Source organism: Trebonia kvetii (assembly GCF_007827045.1).
Classification (GTDB): domain Bacteria; phylum Actinomycetota; class Actinomycetes; order Streptosporangiales; family Streptosporangiaceae; genus Trebonia; species Trebonia kvetii.
Window position 1 is genome coordinate 897246 of the sequence record NZ_RPFW01000002.1, and the last position, 18503, is coordinate 915748.

The window sequence follows — 18503 nt, forward strand, 5'->3', positions numbered from 1 at the left end:
CGCGTGCCTAGTAGACGCCGCACATGCCGTCGATCGACACCTCTTCGACCAGGAGCTCTTCGCTGGTCAGGTCTTCAGTCTCCGCCTCGTGCCCAGTGTTTGAGACTTCAGGCATGGGAACCTCCGGAGCAATAGTGGCACCAAGTGCCAGTGACATTGTCAGGAGCCTAAACGGCACCATGTGCCGAAATCAAGATCCTCACCGATAGTTACCGCCCATTGGACCCGAGCTGGCGTAAAATTGGGGATCCCCTAGGAGGAGACGGTGACACCTGTGCCGGCAACGACGGCGGCGCGGCCCATCGGCGCCGACGGCCGCCTCGCGATCGGCGGTCACGGACAGCCGGGCCGTCGCCGGGTGACGTCACGGGCGGAACTGGAGCAGACGGCGTTCGCCCTGTTCGCCGACAACGGGTTCGAAGCGACCACCGTGGACGAGATCGCGTCCGCCGCGGGCATCGGGCGGCGGACCTTCTTCCGCTACTTCCCGTCTAAGAACGACATCCCGTGGGGCGCGTTCGAGGACGAGCTCGAGCGGATGCGCGCCAGGCTCAGGGACTGCCCGCCCGACATGCCGCTGATGGACGCGGTGCGGGTGGCGCTGATCGACTTCAACCGGGTCACCCCGGCTCAGATACCGCTGCACCGGCGGCGGATGGAACTGATCTTGCGGGTCCCCACGCTGTTCGCGCACTCGACGCTCAGGTTCACCGCCTGGCGCGAGGTGGTCGCGGAGTTCGTCGCGGAACGGACCGGGCGCCACCCCGGAGACCTGGCCCCGCAGGCGATCGCGCACGCGGTCCTCGGCGTCTCCGTCGCCGCCTACGAGCACTGGCTCGACGACCCCGGCTCGGACCTCGGCGCCCTGCTCGACGACGCGATGCGCCAGCTCGGCTCCGCGTTCGGCACGCTGCTGAATTAGGCGCCTTCCCCACCCAGTCACCGTCGTGACCGAACCTGGCAACCCTCCGCTTCGTTGCTATTAGTGAGCATTTGACTACTAAACAGCAACGAGGCGCCATGCCCGAGGATCAGCACGCGCGGCAGCCCGGCGCGGCCGGCGCACGCCTGGCCCTCCTGCGGGCGAGCGCGGCCGGCGCCTATGACGTGATCGTCGCGGCCGACGACGCGCTCGGCGTCCTTGCCGGGCGCCGGGTGGCCGCGGAGCGGGTGCTGCGCAACGTCGCCATGCTGCACCGGGTGGCGTCGCGCGCCGCGGAAGCGCACGCGCTTGCCAGGCCGGGTCCCGTCGCTCTGCTGGCGACCCGCCTGCGCGCGGGACGCGAATGGCGCGAGCGGCGGGCCATCCTCGCGCAGGCGCTGACCGACGCGGAGCGACTGCTCGCCGACACCCAGCAGGCCGTGGCCGACGTGAAGCAGGAGTTCGCCGCCCGGCTGCGGGCCAGGACCGAGGCGGTGACGGAGCTGCGCCGGCTGACCGGCGAGTGCGCGGCGGCGCGCGACGAACTGGCCGCTGCCGGAGAGACGTGAGCACCGCGTTCCGGGTGCTGCGTGCCGCGAGCGGCGTGCCGCGTGCGGGAGGCGAGGCGTCCGGTGGGACAATCGGCAGGTGCTTGATCACGTGGGTATGCAGTGCACGGACCTGGTCGCGAGCGCGGCCTTCTACGACGTGGTCCTGGCGCCCCTCGGCGCGCAGCGAATCATGGACTTCGGTTCGGCGATCGGCTACGGCGTACCGCCGCACCCGGACTTCTGGATCTCCGCGCAGGAGACGGGGGAGGGCTTCAGGGAGTCGCACCTGGCGTTCACCGCGCCCACCCGCGCGGCGGTCATGGCCTTCTTCGACCTGGCGGTGGCCCAGGGGGCGGTGGTGCTGCACGAGCCCCGGCTGTGGCCCGAGTACCACGCCACGTACTACGGCGCCTTCGTCCGCGACCCGGACGGCAACAACATCGAGGCGGTCTGCCACCTGCCCGAGTTAGGGTAGTGCTGCCCTGGTCTGCGCCCACGCCGGCGTTAGCATGGCCGGATGCCCGCCGCTTCAGATCCCGGCTCCCGGCCCGCTCTAGCCACCGCGCACTGGCCGGACGTCGCGGCGCGGGCACGGCGGCTGCTCGTGGTGCCGGTCGGGTCGCTGGAGCAGCACGGGCCGCACCTGCCGCTCGACACCGACACCAGGATCGCCGCGGCCGTTGCGGAGCTTGCCTGCGCCGGCCGCCAGGACGTCGGGCTCGCGCCGCCAATCGCGATCGGCGCCAGCGGCGAGCACGCGGACTTCCCCGGCACGCTGTCGATCGGTCATGTCGCTTTGTCGACATTGCTTGTCGAACTCGGCCGCCACGCGTCGCTGCACTGGCCGGCCATGCTGCTCGTCAACGGCCACGGCGGCAACGCGACTGCGATCGCGGAAGCCGTCGCGACGCTGCGCGCCGAGGGCAGGCAATGCCACGTGTGGCACGCGGGAATCCAGCCGTCCATGCTGGCGGGCACACCAGCGCCGCGGCCGGTCATCGACGCGCACGCCGGCCGGGTGGAGACGTCTCTCATGCTCGCGCTTGCGCCGGGCGACGTGCGGCCCGACCTCGCCGCGCCCGGCGATACCCGTCCGCTGCCCGAGATCATGGCGGACCTGCGCGCGCACGGCGTGCGGAAGGTCAGCCCCAACGGGGTGCTCGGCGACCCGGCGGGCGCGAGCGCCGCCGAGGGCGAGCGCCTGCTGGCCCTGCTCGTCGCGGACTTGGCGGCCGTCATCGGCATGCTGACGGCTCGCTGACAGGCTTGTTGTCGAGGCGGTTCGCCGCTTGTTGCTGTTATCCGTTGTCGTCCGGCATGACGATATTGCGTGTGCCGATCTGGTAGCAGTCGGAATTCATCAGGCTGAGCAATGCCGACTCGACGGCGTCCAGATCCGCCATTGTCGCGAGGACCTGGGTGCGCACGGCGTCACGATCGCGGATGATCGCGAGGAACAGGTGCTCAACGCCGACGTAGCCATGCGACATTCCGCCCGCGACCTCTTCGGCGGCACCCAGGACGCGGAAATATCGAGGCGTGTGAACGGGGGCTGCTGTTTCGCTCATACGCCGAGCGTAAACCCGCCCGAGGCATGAACCGTCTCCCCTTTAACCCCACCGGTCACATACACCCCAACGCGCGGACGATGATCACGGAAATTCGGATTATGACGGAAACCTTGCCCGTGCGGAGCCCGTGCTTAATTTCCGCCAGGATCTATATTTCCGTGATCAACCGCCCTGTATGGTTCTTTTAATGCTATTTTCCGGTATTTTCTGCGCGCTGCCGCTAGCCGACGGAGACCAGCTGCGTTGGGTCGGCCTGGCTGGTGATCCAGTTGTCGATCACCGGGCTGGATTCCCATGAGGTGATCAGCGCGTAGCGCGGCTTCGGGCCCGGGTGCCAGACGACGTGCCACAGCCGCTCGGTGTCGATGACAACCTGCTTGCCCGGGTGCAGCGGGATGCGCGTCTCGGTAGACGGGTCGTTCTTGTCCTCGCGCAGGATGAAGACCGTCTGGTCCGCGGTGTCCGCCAGCTCGAGCCAGGAGCGCACCACCCAGCCGGTGCCGTCCGGGTTGAGCCGGTTGTTATCGTCTAGGTGCAGGCAGCGCAGCGCCTCCTGCTCGCTGCTCGGGTTGAGTTTGATGACGCGAACCCGCCCGTACTCCCCGCCAATGCTCTCCACGTAACGGGCAAGGCTCGGCGCGATCTCCCTGTTGGACGTCCAGATGCCGCCCTTGTCCGGCTTGCCGTGATCCCAGAAGCCGCGGCAGTCCAGTTCGCCGGTCGCCGAAGCAAGCGGCGCGAAATTCGTGTCGCCGCCGCTCTTCCACTCCAGGTATTCCAGTCGCTCCCACTCCCGCGGCGAGATCGCCGGGCCTCGGTAGTCGCCGAGCACGGCATAGCCTGTCTTCGCCAGGATTTCGAGCCTGCGATGCATGAATCCCCCTGTCGTGTCTATCGCCACATTGGGCCCAATCAGCGGCGTACCCATGAATACAGAACGTTACGCGCTATCACTCTGAGTGATTTTCACGAGGGAAGGAGCGCCCGATATGCGCAAAACCGCTTCGGCGGCGATGCGGCATTATTTCGACAATCATCCCTTACTAGCGCGGTTCCGTCGCAGTGTCACCGCTAGCTATAAAACGCCGCAATACGCCTACTGGTTGCCTAGCTAACACAACTAATCGATTACTCCTGTTCAGGGGCAGCGGAATGCGGCCGTTTGCCATTCCGGAGAAGGCATGGGAGCCGTATAGTCGGGCCAGGACAAGGGGGCGTGGATGACCGAGAGAAGCATGGCCCATAAAGGTCATTCCATCGTTATTCGTGACGATCCGGGCAGAATCGACGTCAGGGTCGACGGGCGCGAGGTCAGGGTCTTCGGCTCCGCGGACGGCTACTGGACGCCCTTTCACGCATACGAGCGGTTCGCCTCGCTCGACGACCTGGGCAGGGCGGTCGCCGAAGTCATCGGGCAGCCGGAGTAGGGACGGCCATGGCCCTGTTCATACGCAAGAATCAGGCCGACCTCAGCAAGGCCGAGCGTGACCGCTTCGTCCGGGCCGTACTGAAGATGAAGAAGGACGGCATCTACGACTGGTATGTCCGGACCCACATCGACAGCATGTGGATGCGGAACGACGGCGGCATGCCCATGTGGGCGCACATGCGGCCCGCCTTCCTGCCGTGGCACCGCCAGTTCATCCTCGATTTCGAGAATGACATGCGCAAGGCGGACGCCACCCTGACTGGCAAGACAAGCGATCTGAGCCTCCCGTACTGGGACTGGATCAACTTCCGGTCCCCCACGAACTTCCTGTTCTGGGGCGTGCTGTGGAGCGAGGACTTCATGGGCTGGGACGGCGATGGCCCGCCTGACAACAGGGTGACCAAGAGCCCGTTCACCGGCAGCGCGTGGCCCCTCACCTTCGACGCCGGCCCCGACTACATGCCGTTCACCCAGCACGGGGCGAACTTCCTGCAGCGCGCGCTGGGTGCGTCCAAGACCGGCAGCACCCTGCCCACCGAGGACGAATGGAACGCCGCTCTCGCCTTGACCACCTACGACGACTCCCCATGGGACAGCAATACCAACAGGAAGCCGCACACAGCGCAGTTCACCGGCGTCAAAAGCTTCCGCAACGCCTTCGAAGGCTGGATCGGGTACTACGAGGACGCGGCCGCGGCAGCGGCAGATCCGGCTCACACTCCGTCAAGCCTGCACAACCGGGTGCACGTCTGGGTCGGCGGCTCGATGTCACCGCTGAGCTCGCCCAACGACCCCGTGTTCTTCCTCCACCACTGCAACGTCGACCGGCTGTGGGCGCAATGGCAGTTCAAAAACGCGAAGCAGCCAGACCAGTACCTCCCCAAAGACGGGGTGGCCAACGTGACCGACCCGGACGGCGAAAAGGACCCGATGGGTCACCTGAATAAGCCCGAGCTCATCGATCTGCAGGGCCACCACCTGAACGACCCGATGCCGCCCTGGGACGGCCGGGCTGCCACGCGCAAGGGACTCACCGGGAACATGCCGAAGGTCGCGCCCGCCAACGTGCTGAACCACATCAAGCTCGGCTACAAGTACGACACCGACCCGCCGTCGCTGACCGCGGCCGGCCAACCGTAGCCGCGGCCATGGACTTCCTCACCGAGCTCAACACCGGGCTGTTGCATGCCCTGGAACAGTTCGCGATCGCCTTCGAGCGGCCCGGGGAGTTCAACCGCCTGATGCGCCGCGTCGGCTGGGCAACCAGCGTCGACGACGCCAGCCTCGCCATCCTGGCGGCCACGTTCTCATCCGCTATCAGTCCGTTCGAGAACCTGGAGAACATCATCGGTCAGCTCGAGGACGGCACTGGTGACACGGTGGAGCTGGCCGGGGAGTTGCTCACCGGGCTCGGCCAGATCCTCACCCAGATCCGCGGCTGGATCGAGAACCCGCCCCCGGCGCTGCCACCGCCGCTCGACGACCCCGACTTCTGGAACGAGAGCGCCGTCGAGCTCGTCGACACCCTGCTGAGCGACTTCCTGGCGGCGCGCCGGCCGCTGCTGCAGGCGTTGCTTTTGCTGATCGGCTTCATCGACATCACCCCTGCTACCCCGGCCGGGCCCAACCGGCTGCCCTACCAGCAGACCACGGTGCACTGGGACCGGCTGACCCAGCTCGCCAGCGACCCGGAGGGCCTGGTCCGCTCGGTCTACGGCTGGGGCAGCGCGGACTTTGACGTCGCCCGGTTCCTGGACGTGACCTGGCGCATCATTCGCGGCACACGGGTCGCCGCCCGGATCGAGCCGCTCAATCCCACCCTCGCCGGGCGCTACTACGACCCGAGCAACCCAGCCCTGCCCTCCCTGGGCCAGCTCGCCATCCCGCTGGTGAGCTCGGCCAACGCCGACTGGAGCGACTACGCCGAGTTCGGCGTGCTGCTGTTCCCGATCCCGCCCAAGGGCCAGCCGGGCAGCGCGCCGACCGGGTTCGCGATCACGCCGCTCGCCAGCGGGGCCGCCGTCGCGGACATGCCGCCAGGTGACTCGCCGTTCACGCTGTCGATCTCCGGCTCCTTCCAGGCGAGCGACGTGTTCGCCGCCGAGATCCGCCCCGGAGGCGTCGACCTCACGGTCAACAGCGGCCCGGCGCAGATCGACGCCTCGCTCGCGATCAGCGGCCAGCCGGCGACGCCGTGGATCTTGTTCGGCGACCCGGGCGGCACGCGGCTCGAGGTGACCGGCCTTGCCGCAGGCATCGAGGTCAAGGGAAGCTCAGGCGGGGTCGAGGTGATCGTCTCCGGCGGCGCGACCGGCGAGGCGGCAGACGGCACCGACGGCGCCACCCTGTACCTGGACTTCGGCTCGGGCGACGGCTTCCTGCAGCAGATGCTCGGCGGAGCCACCCAGCAGGTCAGCGTGTCCGGCACGATCAAGTGGTCGAGTCAGGCCGGGCTGAGCCTGAGCGGCCAGGCCAAGCTGCAGGCGACCATCCCGCTGCACGTGACCCTGGCCGGCGTACTCGAACTCGACCAGCTCGATATCGGCTTTGCCGTATCCGGCTCGGCCGCGGCCCTGGTCATCGCCATCAGCGGCGGTCTGACGCTCGGTCCCATCCAGGCCACCGTGCAGCGGGTCGGGATCGAGTTGGACCTGACGCCGGTGCCGCCAAACGGCCCGCCTGGCAACCTGGACAAGCTCGACCTCGGGTTCGGCTTCAAGCCGCCGGACGGCCTCGGCCTCCAGCTCGACATGGGCGTGGTCAGCGGCGGCGGGTTCATCTCCTTCGACCCGGACAAGGGCCAGTACGCGGGCATCCTCGACGTCACCATCGCCGATGTGGTGGCGGTCAAGGTCATCGGCGTGCTCGACACCAGGCTGCCCGACGGCTCCGACGGGTTCTCGCTGCTGCTGATCATCACCTTCGACCTGCCGCCGATCCAGCTCGGTTTCGGCTTCACGCTGAACGGCGTCGGCGGCCTTGGTGGCGTCAACCGCGCCATGGCGCAGGACGCGCTGCGGGCCGGGCTGCGGGCGCACACGCTGGACAGCATCTTGTTCCCGCCGGACCCGGTGGCCAACGCGCCGCAGATCATCAGCGACATCGAGTCGTTTTTCCCGCCGCAGCAGGGCCGCTACCTGTTCGGGCCGATGCTGTCGGTCGGCTGGGGCACGCCCACGCTGATCGACTTCGAGGTCGGCGTCATCCTCGAGGTGCCCGACCCGGTGCGCATCGCGATACTCGGCGAGATCAACGTGGCGATCCCCGACCCCGACCTCGCGCTGATCTCGATCCACGTCGACGTGCTCGGGCTGATCGACTTCGGCCTGGAGAAGCTGTCCATCGACGGCACCATGTTCGATTCCTACCTGCTCGAGTTCCAGCTGGCCGGCGACATGGCGCTGCGCTTTGGCTGGGGCGGTAACCCCAACTTCCTGTTCTCGCTCGGCGGGTTCAACCCGAAGTTCACCCCGCCGCCCGACGTCCCGCAACTGCAGCGGATGAGCGTGAGCATCGGCGACGGCGACAACCCGCGGCTCAGCTCCAACTCCTACCTGGCCGTCACGTCGAACACGCTGCAGTTCGGCGCGAACGTCGACGCCTACGCCTCGGCTGGCGGCTTCGCCGTGCACGGTTTCATCGGCTTCGACGCGCTGTTCATCTTCTCGCCGTTCTCCTTCGAGATCGACTTCTCCGCGGGCTTCGACATCTCCTACGACGGCGACTCGCTCGCCGGGATCCAGCTCAACGCGTCTTTGTCCGGACCGCGCCCGTGGCACCTGCACGGCGACGCGAGTTTCGACATCCTCTTCTTCAGCGTGTCCGCGTCCATCGACCTCACCTGGGGCGACAGCACGCCCGCCACGCTGCCGAGCACGCCGGTGCTGCCGCCGCTCGCCGCCGCTCTCGGCAACCCGGCCAACTGGAGCGTGGCGCTGCCGCCGCAGGCCAGCCTGCCGGTGACGCTGCGCACCAGCCAGCCGCCCGCGCAGGCGCTGCTCGCGCACCCGATGGGCGCGCTGACCGTCCGGGAAACGGTCGTGCCGCTCGACATCACGGTCACCCAGTTCAACGGGGCCGCCCCGGCCGACGGGTCCGAGTTCGAGATCACCGCGGTCACGCTGAACGGCGGTGCGGTGGACTACGCCGCGCACACCGAACAGTTCGCGATCGCCCAGTTCACCACCATGAGCGACGCCGACAAGCTGAGCGCGCCGTCCTACGAGCCGTTCGACGCCGGAGTCGCGATCGGCGCCCAGCCGATCGCCGGCGGGCACGACAGCGCCCGCACCGTGACCTACGAGGAGCGCTACATCGACGACTACGCGCAGCAGTCCCGGTTCGGCAGCATCTACACGATGCCGGCCGGCGTGCACCTGGCGCTGTCCGGCAACGGCGCTGGCGCCCGCTCCCCGGTCGCCGACAGCGGGCTGCGGAAGTTCGCCACCCCCGGTCTTGACACCCCGATCGTGGTCGGCCCCGCCACGTACACCATCGCGAGCACCACCGACCTGACCGCCCGGGCGGACATCCTCGCCGCGGCCACCACCCGCTACCAGGCGGTGTCCGCCATGCAGGCCTACCTCGCCGCACATCCGGAGGAGCAGGGCGCGGTGCAGGTCATCGCGGCGCACGAGGTGGCCCCATGACCGGGCCGGGGCGCTACCACTTCGTCGCCTGGTCGCGGCGCGGCATCGGGGCAAAGCTCGACAACCCCGACTACGGCGGTCCGCTGCCGGTGCGCGGCACGCTCACCACCGGACTGACGGTGACCGCCGACGGGCCATCGCCGGACAGCCAGCCGGTGCCGCCGGTGACCGTGCTCACCCACGGGCCCGGTGACGTGATCGGCTTCCATGGCGGTCACGTCATCAGGACCGATCCCAAGGACGGCACACCCAACTACGAGCCGAACTACCTGGCATGCATCGAATTCGACATGCCCGACCTGCCCTGGCTGCACACGCCGGCCGCGCCTGCCGGGGACCGGCTCCGCCCGTGGCTTGCCCTGGTGGTCCTGAAGAGCGGCGAGTACACCCAGGTGCGGCCGCCAACACAGCCGCTGCCCTCGATCGATGTCACCGAGCTCGGCGCGCTGCAGCCGCTGGACGACGCGTGGAACTGGGCGCACACGCAGGTGTCCGGCGACGGCGGCCTTGCCGCCACCCTGGGCAGCACGCCCGGCGCGGTCATCTCCCGGCTGATGTGCCCGCGGCGGCTCGATCCGGAGACCGGCTACACGGCGTTCCTCGTGCCCGCGTTCGAGGCGGGCCGCCTGGCCGGGCTTAACCTGGATCTCTCGGGGCTCACCAGCACCCCGGCCGCCTGGACCGGCGCCTCCCAGACGCCGCTCCGGCTGCCGTTCTTCTACAGCTTCACCTTCCACACCAGCGACCAGGGCGACTTCGAGTCGCTGGTGCGCCGCCTCGTACCGCGCAAGCTCGGCGCCGACATCGGCCAGCGACCGATGAGCGTGGACGAGCCGATGGCGGACTTCCCGTCCGGCGGGACACCGCTCGGACTCGACGGCGCGCTGATGAGCCTGCTGACCACGGAGACGCAGTGGAACGACCCGGCCAAGACCGCCTTCCAGGACGCGCTCGCCACGTTCATCAACGTCCCGGCCCCGATCGCCGACGACCCGGCCCACCCCAGCGCCGACGACCCCGTGGTCACGCCGCCCGTCTACGGCCGCTGGCACGCCGGGGTGCCGACCGTGACCCCGGGCGCGACGGGCTGGCTCGACGGGCTCAACCTCGACCCGCGCCCGCGCACCGAGGCGGGCACCGGCACCCAGGTGATCCAGGCGCACCTGACCGCGCTGATGGCCTCGGCCTGGCAGCAGGTCGCGGGGATCGAGCTGGCCAACAGCCTGCTGCGCCGCGCGCAGCTCGCCCGCGGCACGCTCACCATGCTGCACGCGCGCCGGTTCGCCGCGGCGAGCAACGCCACGCTGCTCAGCCTCACCGCGCCGGTGCACGCGCGCGTGCTCGCCAGCCCGCAGACGGTTCGCGCGGTCATCGCGGGCAGCCGGGTGCCCGGCCAGATGTTCGCCGCCTCATTCCGCCGCATCACCAGCCCGGCGGGCGCGATCCGGCGCCGGCAGTCCGCGGCGGGCGCGGTCATCGGCAGCCTTGGCGCCCTGGTGGACCGGGTCAACAGCACCGAGATCGCCATCGTGCCGCCGCCCGCGCCGCCCGGTGGCCTGGTCACCATCGAGGACATCAGCGACAGGACGCGGCCGCCGTGGAGCAAGTACCTGCCGATCAGGCTCGTCGCGCACACCCCTGAGGGGTCGTTCCGCGCGATCATCGAGGCCGACGAGCCTTCCGGCGGAATCCGCATCGTCGGCCTGACCCCGCGTGCGCTCGCCGCGGTCGCGCCGCGCCCGGACTTCACGATCACCGAACCGCCCGCGACCGGCGCCGGCACCGGCGGTTTCGGCGCGGGAGGCACCGGCGCGGGAGGCGCCGGTACGGGCGACTCGGTGGAGGCCGCTCGCTTCCGGCAGGCCATGATCCAGCTCGGCGGCGCGCTCCAGGCGCCCGCGCCCGACCCGCCGCTCGCCGCCGCGCTTGACACCCAGGCGCTGCGCGACACCCTGGTCGCCAGGCTCGATCCGGCGCTGACCGTGCCGGCCCGCGCGCTGTCCCTCATCGACATCGGCGCGCGACTCGGCTGGCGGCCGCCGGACCCGATCCAGCCGATCATGGCCGCGCCGTCGTTCCCGCAGCCGATGTACGCGCCGCTGCGTGACCTGTCGCCCGACTACGTGCTGCCCGGCGTCGAGCAGATCCCGCCGGACACCGTCGGCCTGTTGCAGTCCAACCACGCGTTCATCGAGTCCTACATGGTCGGGCTCAATCACGAGATGGCCCGCCAGCTGCTGTGGGCCGGCTACCCGACCGACCTGCGCGGCAGTTACTTCAGGCAGTTCTGGGACGTCAGCGGCTACGTGCCCGAACCCGGCGACCCGTCCGACCCCGCGCAGCTGGCCGAGCTGCTCAAGGACATCCCGCCGATCAACACCTGGCCGCTCGCCGTGCCGCTCGGCGGCCACGAGAACCGGGCCGGGATCGTGCCGGACAACGTGGTGCTGCTCGTCCGGGGCGAACTGCTGCGCCGCTACCCCAACACGGTCATCTACGCGGCCAAGGCCAAGCTGGACGGCAACAAGCGGGTCATCGACCCCACCGACGAGCGGTACCCGCTGTTCGCCGGAACGCTGCCCACCGACATCACGTTCATCGGCTTCAACCTCAGCAAGGAAGACGCCAAGGGCGGCACCAAGGACTCACCCGAGGGGTTCTTCTTCGTCTTCCAGCAGCACCCCACCGAACCGCGGTTCGGCCTCGAGCCGTCCGCGACAGGAACGGTGCAGCACTGGGCCGACCTGGCGTGGACCAACTTCGGCGTCCCGCAGCAGCGGGCAGCCGGGGTGCCAGGCGTGACGGTGGAGACGGTGTCCTACAGCAACGGCTGGGCGCCGTGGCGACTGGCCTCGACGACGTTCGCGAGCGTGCTCGCGGGCACCGCGCTGTCCCCCTTCCTTTCCGCGTCGGCGCACCCCCAGGGCGTCGCGATCGCCAACGACGCCGCCGACCCGAACGACACCGCGAACGCCTGGGGCGCCGACGCCGCCCAGACCGCCTACATCACCCTGCGCATGCCCTACCGCATCGCCATTCACGCCGACCTCATGGTGCCCACATGACCGATCAACCACCCCCCGCCGCGCCCGACTCCCCCGGCGCGCCCGACTCCCTTGCCGCGCCCGACTCTCCCGGCGAGCACAGCGCACTTGCACCCGGTGACGAGATCGTCATCGCGCGGCTGCCGCTCGCCGCCGGCGTGCCGGTGCTGCTGCTGCCTGTCCGCATCGAGACCCGGTTCGTCAGCCACCCCGCCGTCACGGTCAAGGGCCAGTCTGGCGGCCCCAGCCTGCTGGTACGCGTCTACCCGGACACGATCAGCGTGTCCTCGTTCGAACCGGAGCTGACGACAGACGAGGTGACAGCCGGCCAGGCCTACTGGGACCTGCTGTGGCGCGCGGGCCTGCCGCCGGCGGCCGACGCCGCGCAGGCACCCTGGCGGGTCCTCGCGGGCGCCTACACCCCGCAGCGGGCGGCGTGGATCGCCCAGGCGATGACCCCGGTCAACCTCGCCGACCAGCCGGCCGCGCCGACACCGGACGGCGAGCAGCCGTCACCGCCGCCGTCCTACCCCGACCCGCCGGGCCGGGCGAGCTCGTACGAGAAGGCGCCAGCGGCGAGCGGGCTGCCCGACGCCTGGACGGTGTTCCTGTACCGGGGAGGCCAGGTCACCGCCTACCCGGGCGCGCCGATCCCGGCCAGCCTGCCGGTCGGGCTCACCCCGCACGACGGGACGCTGCCCGACGGCCTGCCGGTGGACGCCGGGATGCGCTGGCTGGTGGACTTCGCCGAGGCGGTCAAGGTCGGCATGGGGCTGACCATCCCGCTCACCCCGGCCGACCTGAAGGCCGGCTTCGACCGCATCGTGGTGCTCGGCGTCCGCGGCGGCAAGCAGGATGGGCCTGGCAACGCTCAGTTCGCGAACCTGCTCGGCGCGCACCATTACACCGACGGCCTTGCCTTCGTGCCGCAGGGCACGCCGACCAACAACACGCCGGACGCGGCCGCCGGGTACAGCCGCAAGGACCCGGACTACACGGTCAGCTTCGCGGTCGAGCGCAGCGCGCCGCTGACCGGCGACCCGGCGGCGGACGGCCCGGTGGCCGCCGGGCTGCTCGGCCTGCCGACGCAGGTCTTCGACCACGTGCAGTACGCGGACGGCCATGGCGTGGCCAACGGGCGTGCCATGCTCACCGCGCTGTGGCCGGCCACCCTCGGCTACGCCATGGACCAGATGTTCGCGCCCGTCTTCTCCGCCGAGGCGCTCGACATGGCCCGGCGCTACGCGCTGGCCAGCGCCGTGCCGCGCGGCGCGCTGCCCGCGCTGCGCGCGGGCACCAACCCCTACGGGCTGCTGCCCGCCACCTCGCTCGCCGCCTACCCGGACGCGCCGGTCCAGACGCTTGCCGGGCCGGACCCGGAGGCGGCGCTCGTCGGGTTCCTCAAGCCCCTGCTCGCCGTCTGGGAGTCGAGTGTCGCCGGCGCGCCGCACGTGGGAGCGAGCGCCGACCCCGACCAGGACCTGATGCAGGTGCTCGGCATGGACGCGAGTTCCATGGACTTCCGTGCCCGCCAGGTAATCGGCGACGACGCGATGTGGAACCTGCTGCGGTTCACCGTCGTGGCGCTCGACGAATGGTGGCCGGAGCACCTGGCCCGCGGCCGCGCGCTGCTCGACACCTTGGGCCTGACCGGCTGGGACCCCCGGGTCATCCACACCTCGATGGGCCGGGCCAGCTATCCGGTCCCGTATCCCGCCGTGCAGGACGGCCCGCTGTCCGAGCAGGCGCCGCTGACCGCGGACGCCGATGTCGGCGGCACCCTGGTCAACTACATCACCTGGATCAGGAACGCCTCGCTCGAGGACCTGCGCGCGGAGAACTACCCGGGCCCGGCGCCGACCTCGGTGCTGTACCGGGTGCTGCGGCAGTCGATGCTGCGCGAGTACGTGACCCTGGCCGGCCGGGCGCAGGTGGCGAGCGGCGTGCTGCAGGCCTCCGCGCTGCGCGAGACCGAACTCGTCAACGTACGGCAGGCCACGGTGACCGTCACCCCGTGGGACATCCTCGCCAGGCCGGTGACCGTCGGCTCCGCCATCACCTGGGGTCAGTACCTGCACGACCTCGACCCGCCGCCCGAGTCGCGGTTCGCCAGGCTGGCCGAGCTGCGCGCCAGCCTGGGCACGCTGGCCACGCTGCCCACCGCCGAACTCGACCGGCTGCTGACGGAGACGCTCGACGCGTGCAGCCACCGCATCGACGTGTGGGTGTCCGCCATCGCGAACTCGATCCTGGCCAGGCAGCGCGGCGCCCAGCCGGCCGAGAGCGCACCTACCCTGCACCTGGGCGGGTACGGCTGGGTGGAGAACGTCCGTCCCGCCGCCGCCGCGGCGACAGTCACCGGCGCCGACGCCAAGGCGGTCACCCTGCTCGACGACCACCGCAGGCGGCAGCTGCCGGAACAGGACTGGGCGGCGCTGCGCCCGGTGCGACAGCCGGCCAGCGACAACGGCGGCTTCGTGCACGCGCCGTCGATGACCCAGGCCGCCGCGGGCGCCGTGCTGCGCAGCGGGTACCTCACCCACCGGGCCACCCCGGACGAGCCGATGCTCGCCATCGACCTGTCCTCGGACCGGACCCGCGCGGCGCTGTGGCTGCTCGACGGGGTCCGGCAGGGGCAGAGCCTCGGCGCGCTCACCGGCTACCAGTTCGAGGAGTCGCTGCACGAGGCCGGCCTCGACGTCTACATCCAGCCGTTCCGCGACAAGTACCCGCTGATCGGCGACGAACTGACGCCAACCAGCCCGGTGAGCACGGACGTCACCCCCTCCCAGGTGGTCGACGGCGTCAAGCTGCACGCCGGCTGGCAGGCGGGAGACCTGACCCCCGGCGCGAACTGGGGCACCGGGCTGCCCGCGCCGTCTCCGCCGGGCAACGACACGCAACTCGCCGTGCTCGGTTTCGTCGCCGCGCTCGACGACATGATGGACGCGCTTGCCGACCTGTCGCTCGCCGAAAGCGTCTACCAGATCATGCGGGGCAACTTCGGAAGGTCAGGCGGCATGCTCGACGCGGTGTCGCGCGGCGACCACCCGCCGCAGCCGGACCTCGTCGACACGCCGCAGGCAGGCCTCGACGTCGCGCACCGGCTGATGCTGCTGTTCGCCGGCCCGCCGCCTGAGGTGCCCGCGTGGAGCGGTACCGGCGGTCCGCGCGCGGCCGCCGAGCCCTGGCTCGACGCGTGGCTAGCCGGCCGGCTGCCCGAGCCGGACACCGTGCGCTGCACGGTCTCCTACTCAGAGAGCGGCTCCGCCCAGCGCAGCGTGATCTCCCTGCGCGACCTCGGCATCGGCCCGCTCGACCTGCTCGCCCACGCCGACGCCGCCGACCGGCCGCAGCGCTCGGAACTCGAGAACCGAATCGCCTACGCGGCGGCGCCGCCCGCCGGGGCGCAGTCCGTGTCGATCAGCTACGACACGACGGGACTGCCGTCAGGGACCGTCGGCTTCCCCGACGTACTTGTGGTGGCCGGCGCACTGCGGGACATGCTGAACGCGGCCACCCCGCTGCGCCCGCAGGACTTCGCGCTGCCCGAGGCGGACGCAGCCGCGGCTGGCGGCAGCACCGACGCCGCCGAGCTCAGCACCAGGGCCGCGGCCCTGGTGCAGCGGCTGACCGACGACATCCAGACCCTGACAACGGCGATCGCCGGCCTGCCGGGCGCGCCGCAGCCGGTCCGTGACGCCCTGCTCGCCGCGAGCGGTTACGGCGTCACCGGCTCGGTGCCGGCCGCCAACGGCGACGACGCCGACCTCACCGCGCAGGCGACCGCGGTCCTCGGCGAGCTGCGAACACGGCTGACCACGGCCGGGCAGACCGCGCTGCCCAGCGCCGACCCGGACGCGGCCCGCGCGGTGATCAGCGCGATCCTCGGCGGCGCGGTCCTCGTGCTGCCGCGCCTCACCCCGCCAGACGCCGCAACGTTGCAGTCAGGTTTCGCCCAGTCGGCGGCCATGCGAGCGGTCGACCCGACGGCGCTCGACCGGTGGCTGCTCCAGCTGAGCCACCTGCGGCCGGCCGCCGAGCGCCTCGACCTCGCGATGAGCGCCAGCCAGCTGCTCGGCGCGCCGCGACCCGACCCGATCGACTTGGCCCAGCTGCCGGTCACGGCTGACGACCGCTGGCTCGGCCTGCCTGTCGTCCCCGGCTCGCCGCCAGCCCAGGGACGGGTGGCGATCGAGGCGGTCACCGCCGGCGACCCGGCCAGCCAGTCGCCGTTCGCCGGCCTGCTGCTCGACCAGTGGCTGGAGCGCATCCCGAGCGCGACCGCCACCGCCGGGGTCTCGTTCCACTACGAGGACCCGAAGGCGCGCGCACCGCAGGCGATGCTGCTCGCCGTCTGCCCGGACGGGCGCGAACTGTGGGACCTGGCGCTGCTGCGGGCCATTGTTGAGGAAACCCTCGGCCTCGCCAAGGCACGGGCCGTCGACCTGGCGAGCATCCAGGAGGCCGGGCAGATCCTGCCCGCGCTGTACTTCCCGTTCAACCTGGCCGGGGCGACTCCGGCCACCCACTTCGTCGCCGTGGAGGAGGGTCATGCCATCACCGGCCTCAGTGCGAGCACAAGCGCAGGCACAGGCGCGGGCTAGCCTCATCGCGTCCATCACCACCTGGACCAGGCTCGAGCCGCAGCCACGCGACGCGAGCATGGACCGCTCGCTGCAGGCGCAGGTCCGCGACCCGCTCTGGATGCTGGCCAGGCAGTGGCAGGTCGGCGAGTTCGCCGGCGACGACGCCGGCTCCCCGGTGCAGGCGACGATGGGCGTGCAGGCGCAGCCGCTGACCGGCTACCGGCCGGGCCCGCCAGGCACCGCCACGGTCCCGTTCGACCCGGCGATCCCGCTCGAGGCCCACGTCGAGCGCGGACCGACCAGGTTCGCGCTGCGCGGCTCGGTCCAGTCCGGCCTGTGCTTCGAGCACCTCGTCGCCACCGGTGCGGCGATCGCGGATCCGCCGTCGGTCATCACCGCGTTCCGCACCGCGTTCCCGATCGCCGCGGCTGACCCGGCGCCCGCGCTGGCGGGCGCGGCCGGGCTGCGGGCCCGCGCGCTGGCGGCCGGCCGGGTGACCGACGGCGAGGCGCTGTACGCCTCCGCGGTGACCGCCGCGGCCGGCGGCGTCCCAGACCCGCCGCTGCCGCCGGAGGCCGGCGACCCGGCGGTGGCCGCTGTCCTCGACGCCTTCGTGTCGTTCCGCGGCGGCGCGTTCAGCCAGCCGGACGGCGACTGGGCCTGGCAGGGCGACGATCTCAGCTACGCGTTCGCGGTCGAGTCCGCCGCGACCGACGACGGCGAGTCCGTGCTGCTCGAGGCGGACGCCTTCGGCGGCGGCCACCTCGACTGGTATGCGTTCACCCGGGGCCCGGGCGAGGTCACTTCCCAGCCGCAGGCCCCGGCGTACATCAGTTGCAACTTCCTGCCGCTGCACGTGACGTTCCGCGGCATGCCCGATGGTCGCTGGTGGTCGTTCGAGGACAGCGTCACCGACTTCGGTCAGCTCGACGCCGAGCACGTCGACCTGGCCAAGCTGCTTGTGATGGAGTTCGCCCTCGTCTACGGCAGCGACTGGTTCTTCGTGCCGGTGCCAGCAACGGCCGGGAGCCTGCAGCGGGTCACCACCCTGGTGATCACCGACACGTTCGGCATGCGGACGCTGATCCGGCCGGTCGAGCAGCTGCCGGTGACCGGCGACCAGCCGTGGTCCATGTTCAAGATCTCCGCCGCCGACGGCACGCTGTCGGACTTCATCCTGCTGCCGCCGCCGGCCGGCCTGATCACCGACGCCGACCCGGTCGAGGACGTGCTGTTCCTGCGGGACAACATGGCCGCGATGGCCTGGGGCGTGGAACGCAAGCTGCGCGGCGCGCTCGACCTCGCAGTCGACGCCTACGAGCAGTACCTGGTCCGGCTCAACCTCAACGGCCCGCCGCCGGACCAGCCGGCGTCGCCCGGCCGCCCGCCGATCGCCTACACGCTCGAGCAGCCGGTGCCGGACAACTGGATCCCGTTCATCCCGGTGCAGACCCCGAACGGCGCGCTGATGCTCCGCCGCGGCACCATGGAGATCCCGACGGCCGCCGGCCTGGTCAAACTCCAGCCGCACACCAGCATCCTGGAACCGGGGACGCCGTATTTCCTGACCGACCGGGTCATCACCCCGGCTGGGGTGACGGTGCAGCAGTACCTGCGCCGCACCCGTTGCCCGGACGGGAGCACGCTGGTGTGGACCGCGCGGCTCAGCGGCCCCGGGCGGGGCAGCGGCTGGTCAGGCCTGCGGTTCGACTTCCTGAGGGCTCAGGAGGCCGAGAAGTCCTGACACG

Annotated in this window: 13 protein-coding genes; 10 read left to right on the top strand and 3 right to left on the bottom strand. The window is 70.9% G+C overall.

Annotated elements, in window-relative coordinates; all coding sequences use genetic code 11:
- Window positions 1-7: 7 nt before the first annotated feature.
- Window positions 8-115 carry a mycofactocin precursor MftA gene (mftA, locus tag EAS64_RS12830; RefSeq protein ID WP_145853130.1) on the bottom strand — a complete coding sequence of 36 codons (108 nt, stop codon included), beginning with the start codon at window positions 113-115 and terminating at the stop codon, window positions 8-10.
- Window positions 116-265: 150 nt separating this feature from the next.
- Between mftA and mftR the strand changes: the two genes are divergently transcribed.
- The 4 genes from mftR to mftE all read left to right on the top strand — a co-directional run bounded on the left by mftR (window position 266) and on the right by mftE (window position 2734).
- Entirely contained in the window at window positions 266-922 is a 657-nt protein-coding gene (gene mftR / locus EAS64_RS12835) for a mycofactocin system transcriptional regulator MftR (RefSeq protein WP_246115649.1), read from the top strand.
- A 98-nt stretch (window positions 923-1020) separates the two neighbouring features.
- Window positions 1021-1491, top strand: a complete 471-nt coding sequence (locus EAS64_RS12840) for a hypothetical protein (protein ID WP_145853131.1) — start codon at window positions 1021-1023, stop codon at window positions 1489-1491.
- 79 nt (window positions 1492-1570) lie between these two features.
- The gene (locus EAS64_RS12845) at window positions 1571-1948 is read left to right on the top strand and encodes a VOC family protein (RefSeq protein WP_145853132.1); all 378 of its coding nucleotides are present in this window, start codon (window positions 1571-1573) and stop codon (window positions 1946-1948) included.
- A gap of 42 nt (window positions 1949-1990) precedes the next feature.
- Window positions 1991-2734, top strand: a complete 744-nt coding sequence (gene mftE, locus EAS64_RS12850; protein ID WP_145853133.1) for a mycofactocin biosynthesis peptidyl-dipeptidase MftE — start codon at window positions 1991-1993, stop codon at window positions 2732-2734.
- A gap of 37 nt (window positions 2735-2771) precedes the next feature.
- Here mftE and EAS64_RS12855 read toward each other — a convergent pair whose 3' ends face one another.
- Together EAS64_RS12855 and EAS64_RS12860 are read right to left on the bottom strand one after the other, a co-directional pair.
- Window positions 2772-3041: a Clp protease N-terminal domain-containing protein gene (locus EAS64_RS12855; protein ID WP_145853134.1), complete on the bottom strand. Its 270-nt coding sequence runs from the start codon at window positions 3039-3041 to the stop codon at window positions 2772-2774.
- Window positions 3042-3264: 223 nt separating this feature from the next.
- The gene (locus EAS64_RS12860) at window positions 3265-3918 is read right to left on the bottom strand and encodes a hypothetical protein (protein WP_145853135.1); all 654 of its coding nucleotides are present in this window, start codon (window positions 3916-3918) and stop codon (window positions 3265-3267) included.
- Window positions 3919-4264: 346 nt separating this feature from the next.
- Here EAS64_RS12860 and EAS64_RS12865 point away from each other — a divergent pair, with 346 nt between their 5' ends.
- From EAS64_RS12865 to EAS64_RS12890, 6 genes are read left to right on the top strand one after another with little or no spacing between them, the layout of a single operon-like run.
- Complete coding sequence (locus EAS64_RS12865) at window positions 4265-4471, top strand: hypothetical protein (protein WP_145853136.1); 207 nt, start codon at window positions 4265-4267, stop codon at window positions 4469-4471.
- 8 nt (window positions 4472-4479) lie between these two features.
- Window positions 4480-5613, top strand: a complete 1134-nt coding sequence (locus EAS64_RS12870; protein WP_145853137.1) for a tyrosinase family protein — start codon at window positions 4480-4482, stop codon at window positions 5611-5613.
- Between the two features lie 8 nt (window positions 5614-5621).
- Window positions 5622-9122, top strand: a complete 3501-nt coding sequence (locus EAS64_RS12875; RefSeq protein WP_145853138.1) for a DUF6603 domain-containing protein — start codon at window positions 5622-5624, stop codon at window positions 9120-9122.
- On the top strand, window positions 9119-12187 hold the full coding sequence (locus tag EAS64_RS12880; protein ID WP_145853139.1) for a hypothetical protein: 3069 nt from the start codon (window positions 9119-9121) through the stop codon (window positions 12185-12187). Before EAS64_RS12875 ends, EAS64_RS12880 begins: the two co-directional genes overlap by 4 nt.
- A complete protein-coding gene (locus EAS64_RS12885; protein WP_145853140.1) occupies window positions 12184-16773 on the top strand; it encodes a hypothetical protein in 4590 nt (1529 codons plus the stop codon). The genes EAS64_RS12880 and EAS64_RS12885 overlap by 4 nt, the downstream gene beginning before the upstream one ends.
- The gene (locus tag EAS64_RS12890; protein ID WP_145853141.1) at window positions 16721-18499 is read left to right on the top strand and encodes a hypothetical protein; all 1779 of its coding nucleotides are present in this window, start codon (window positions 16721-16723) and stop codon (window positions 18497-18499) included. Before EAS64_RS12885 ends, EAS64_RS12890 begins: the two co-directional genes overlap by 53 nt.
- Window positions 18500-18503: the final 4 nt, after the last annotated feature.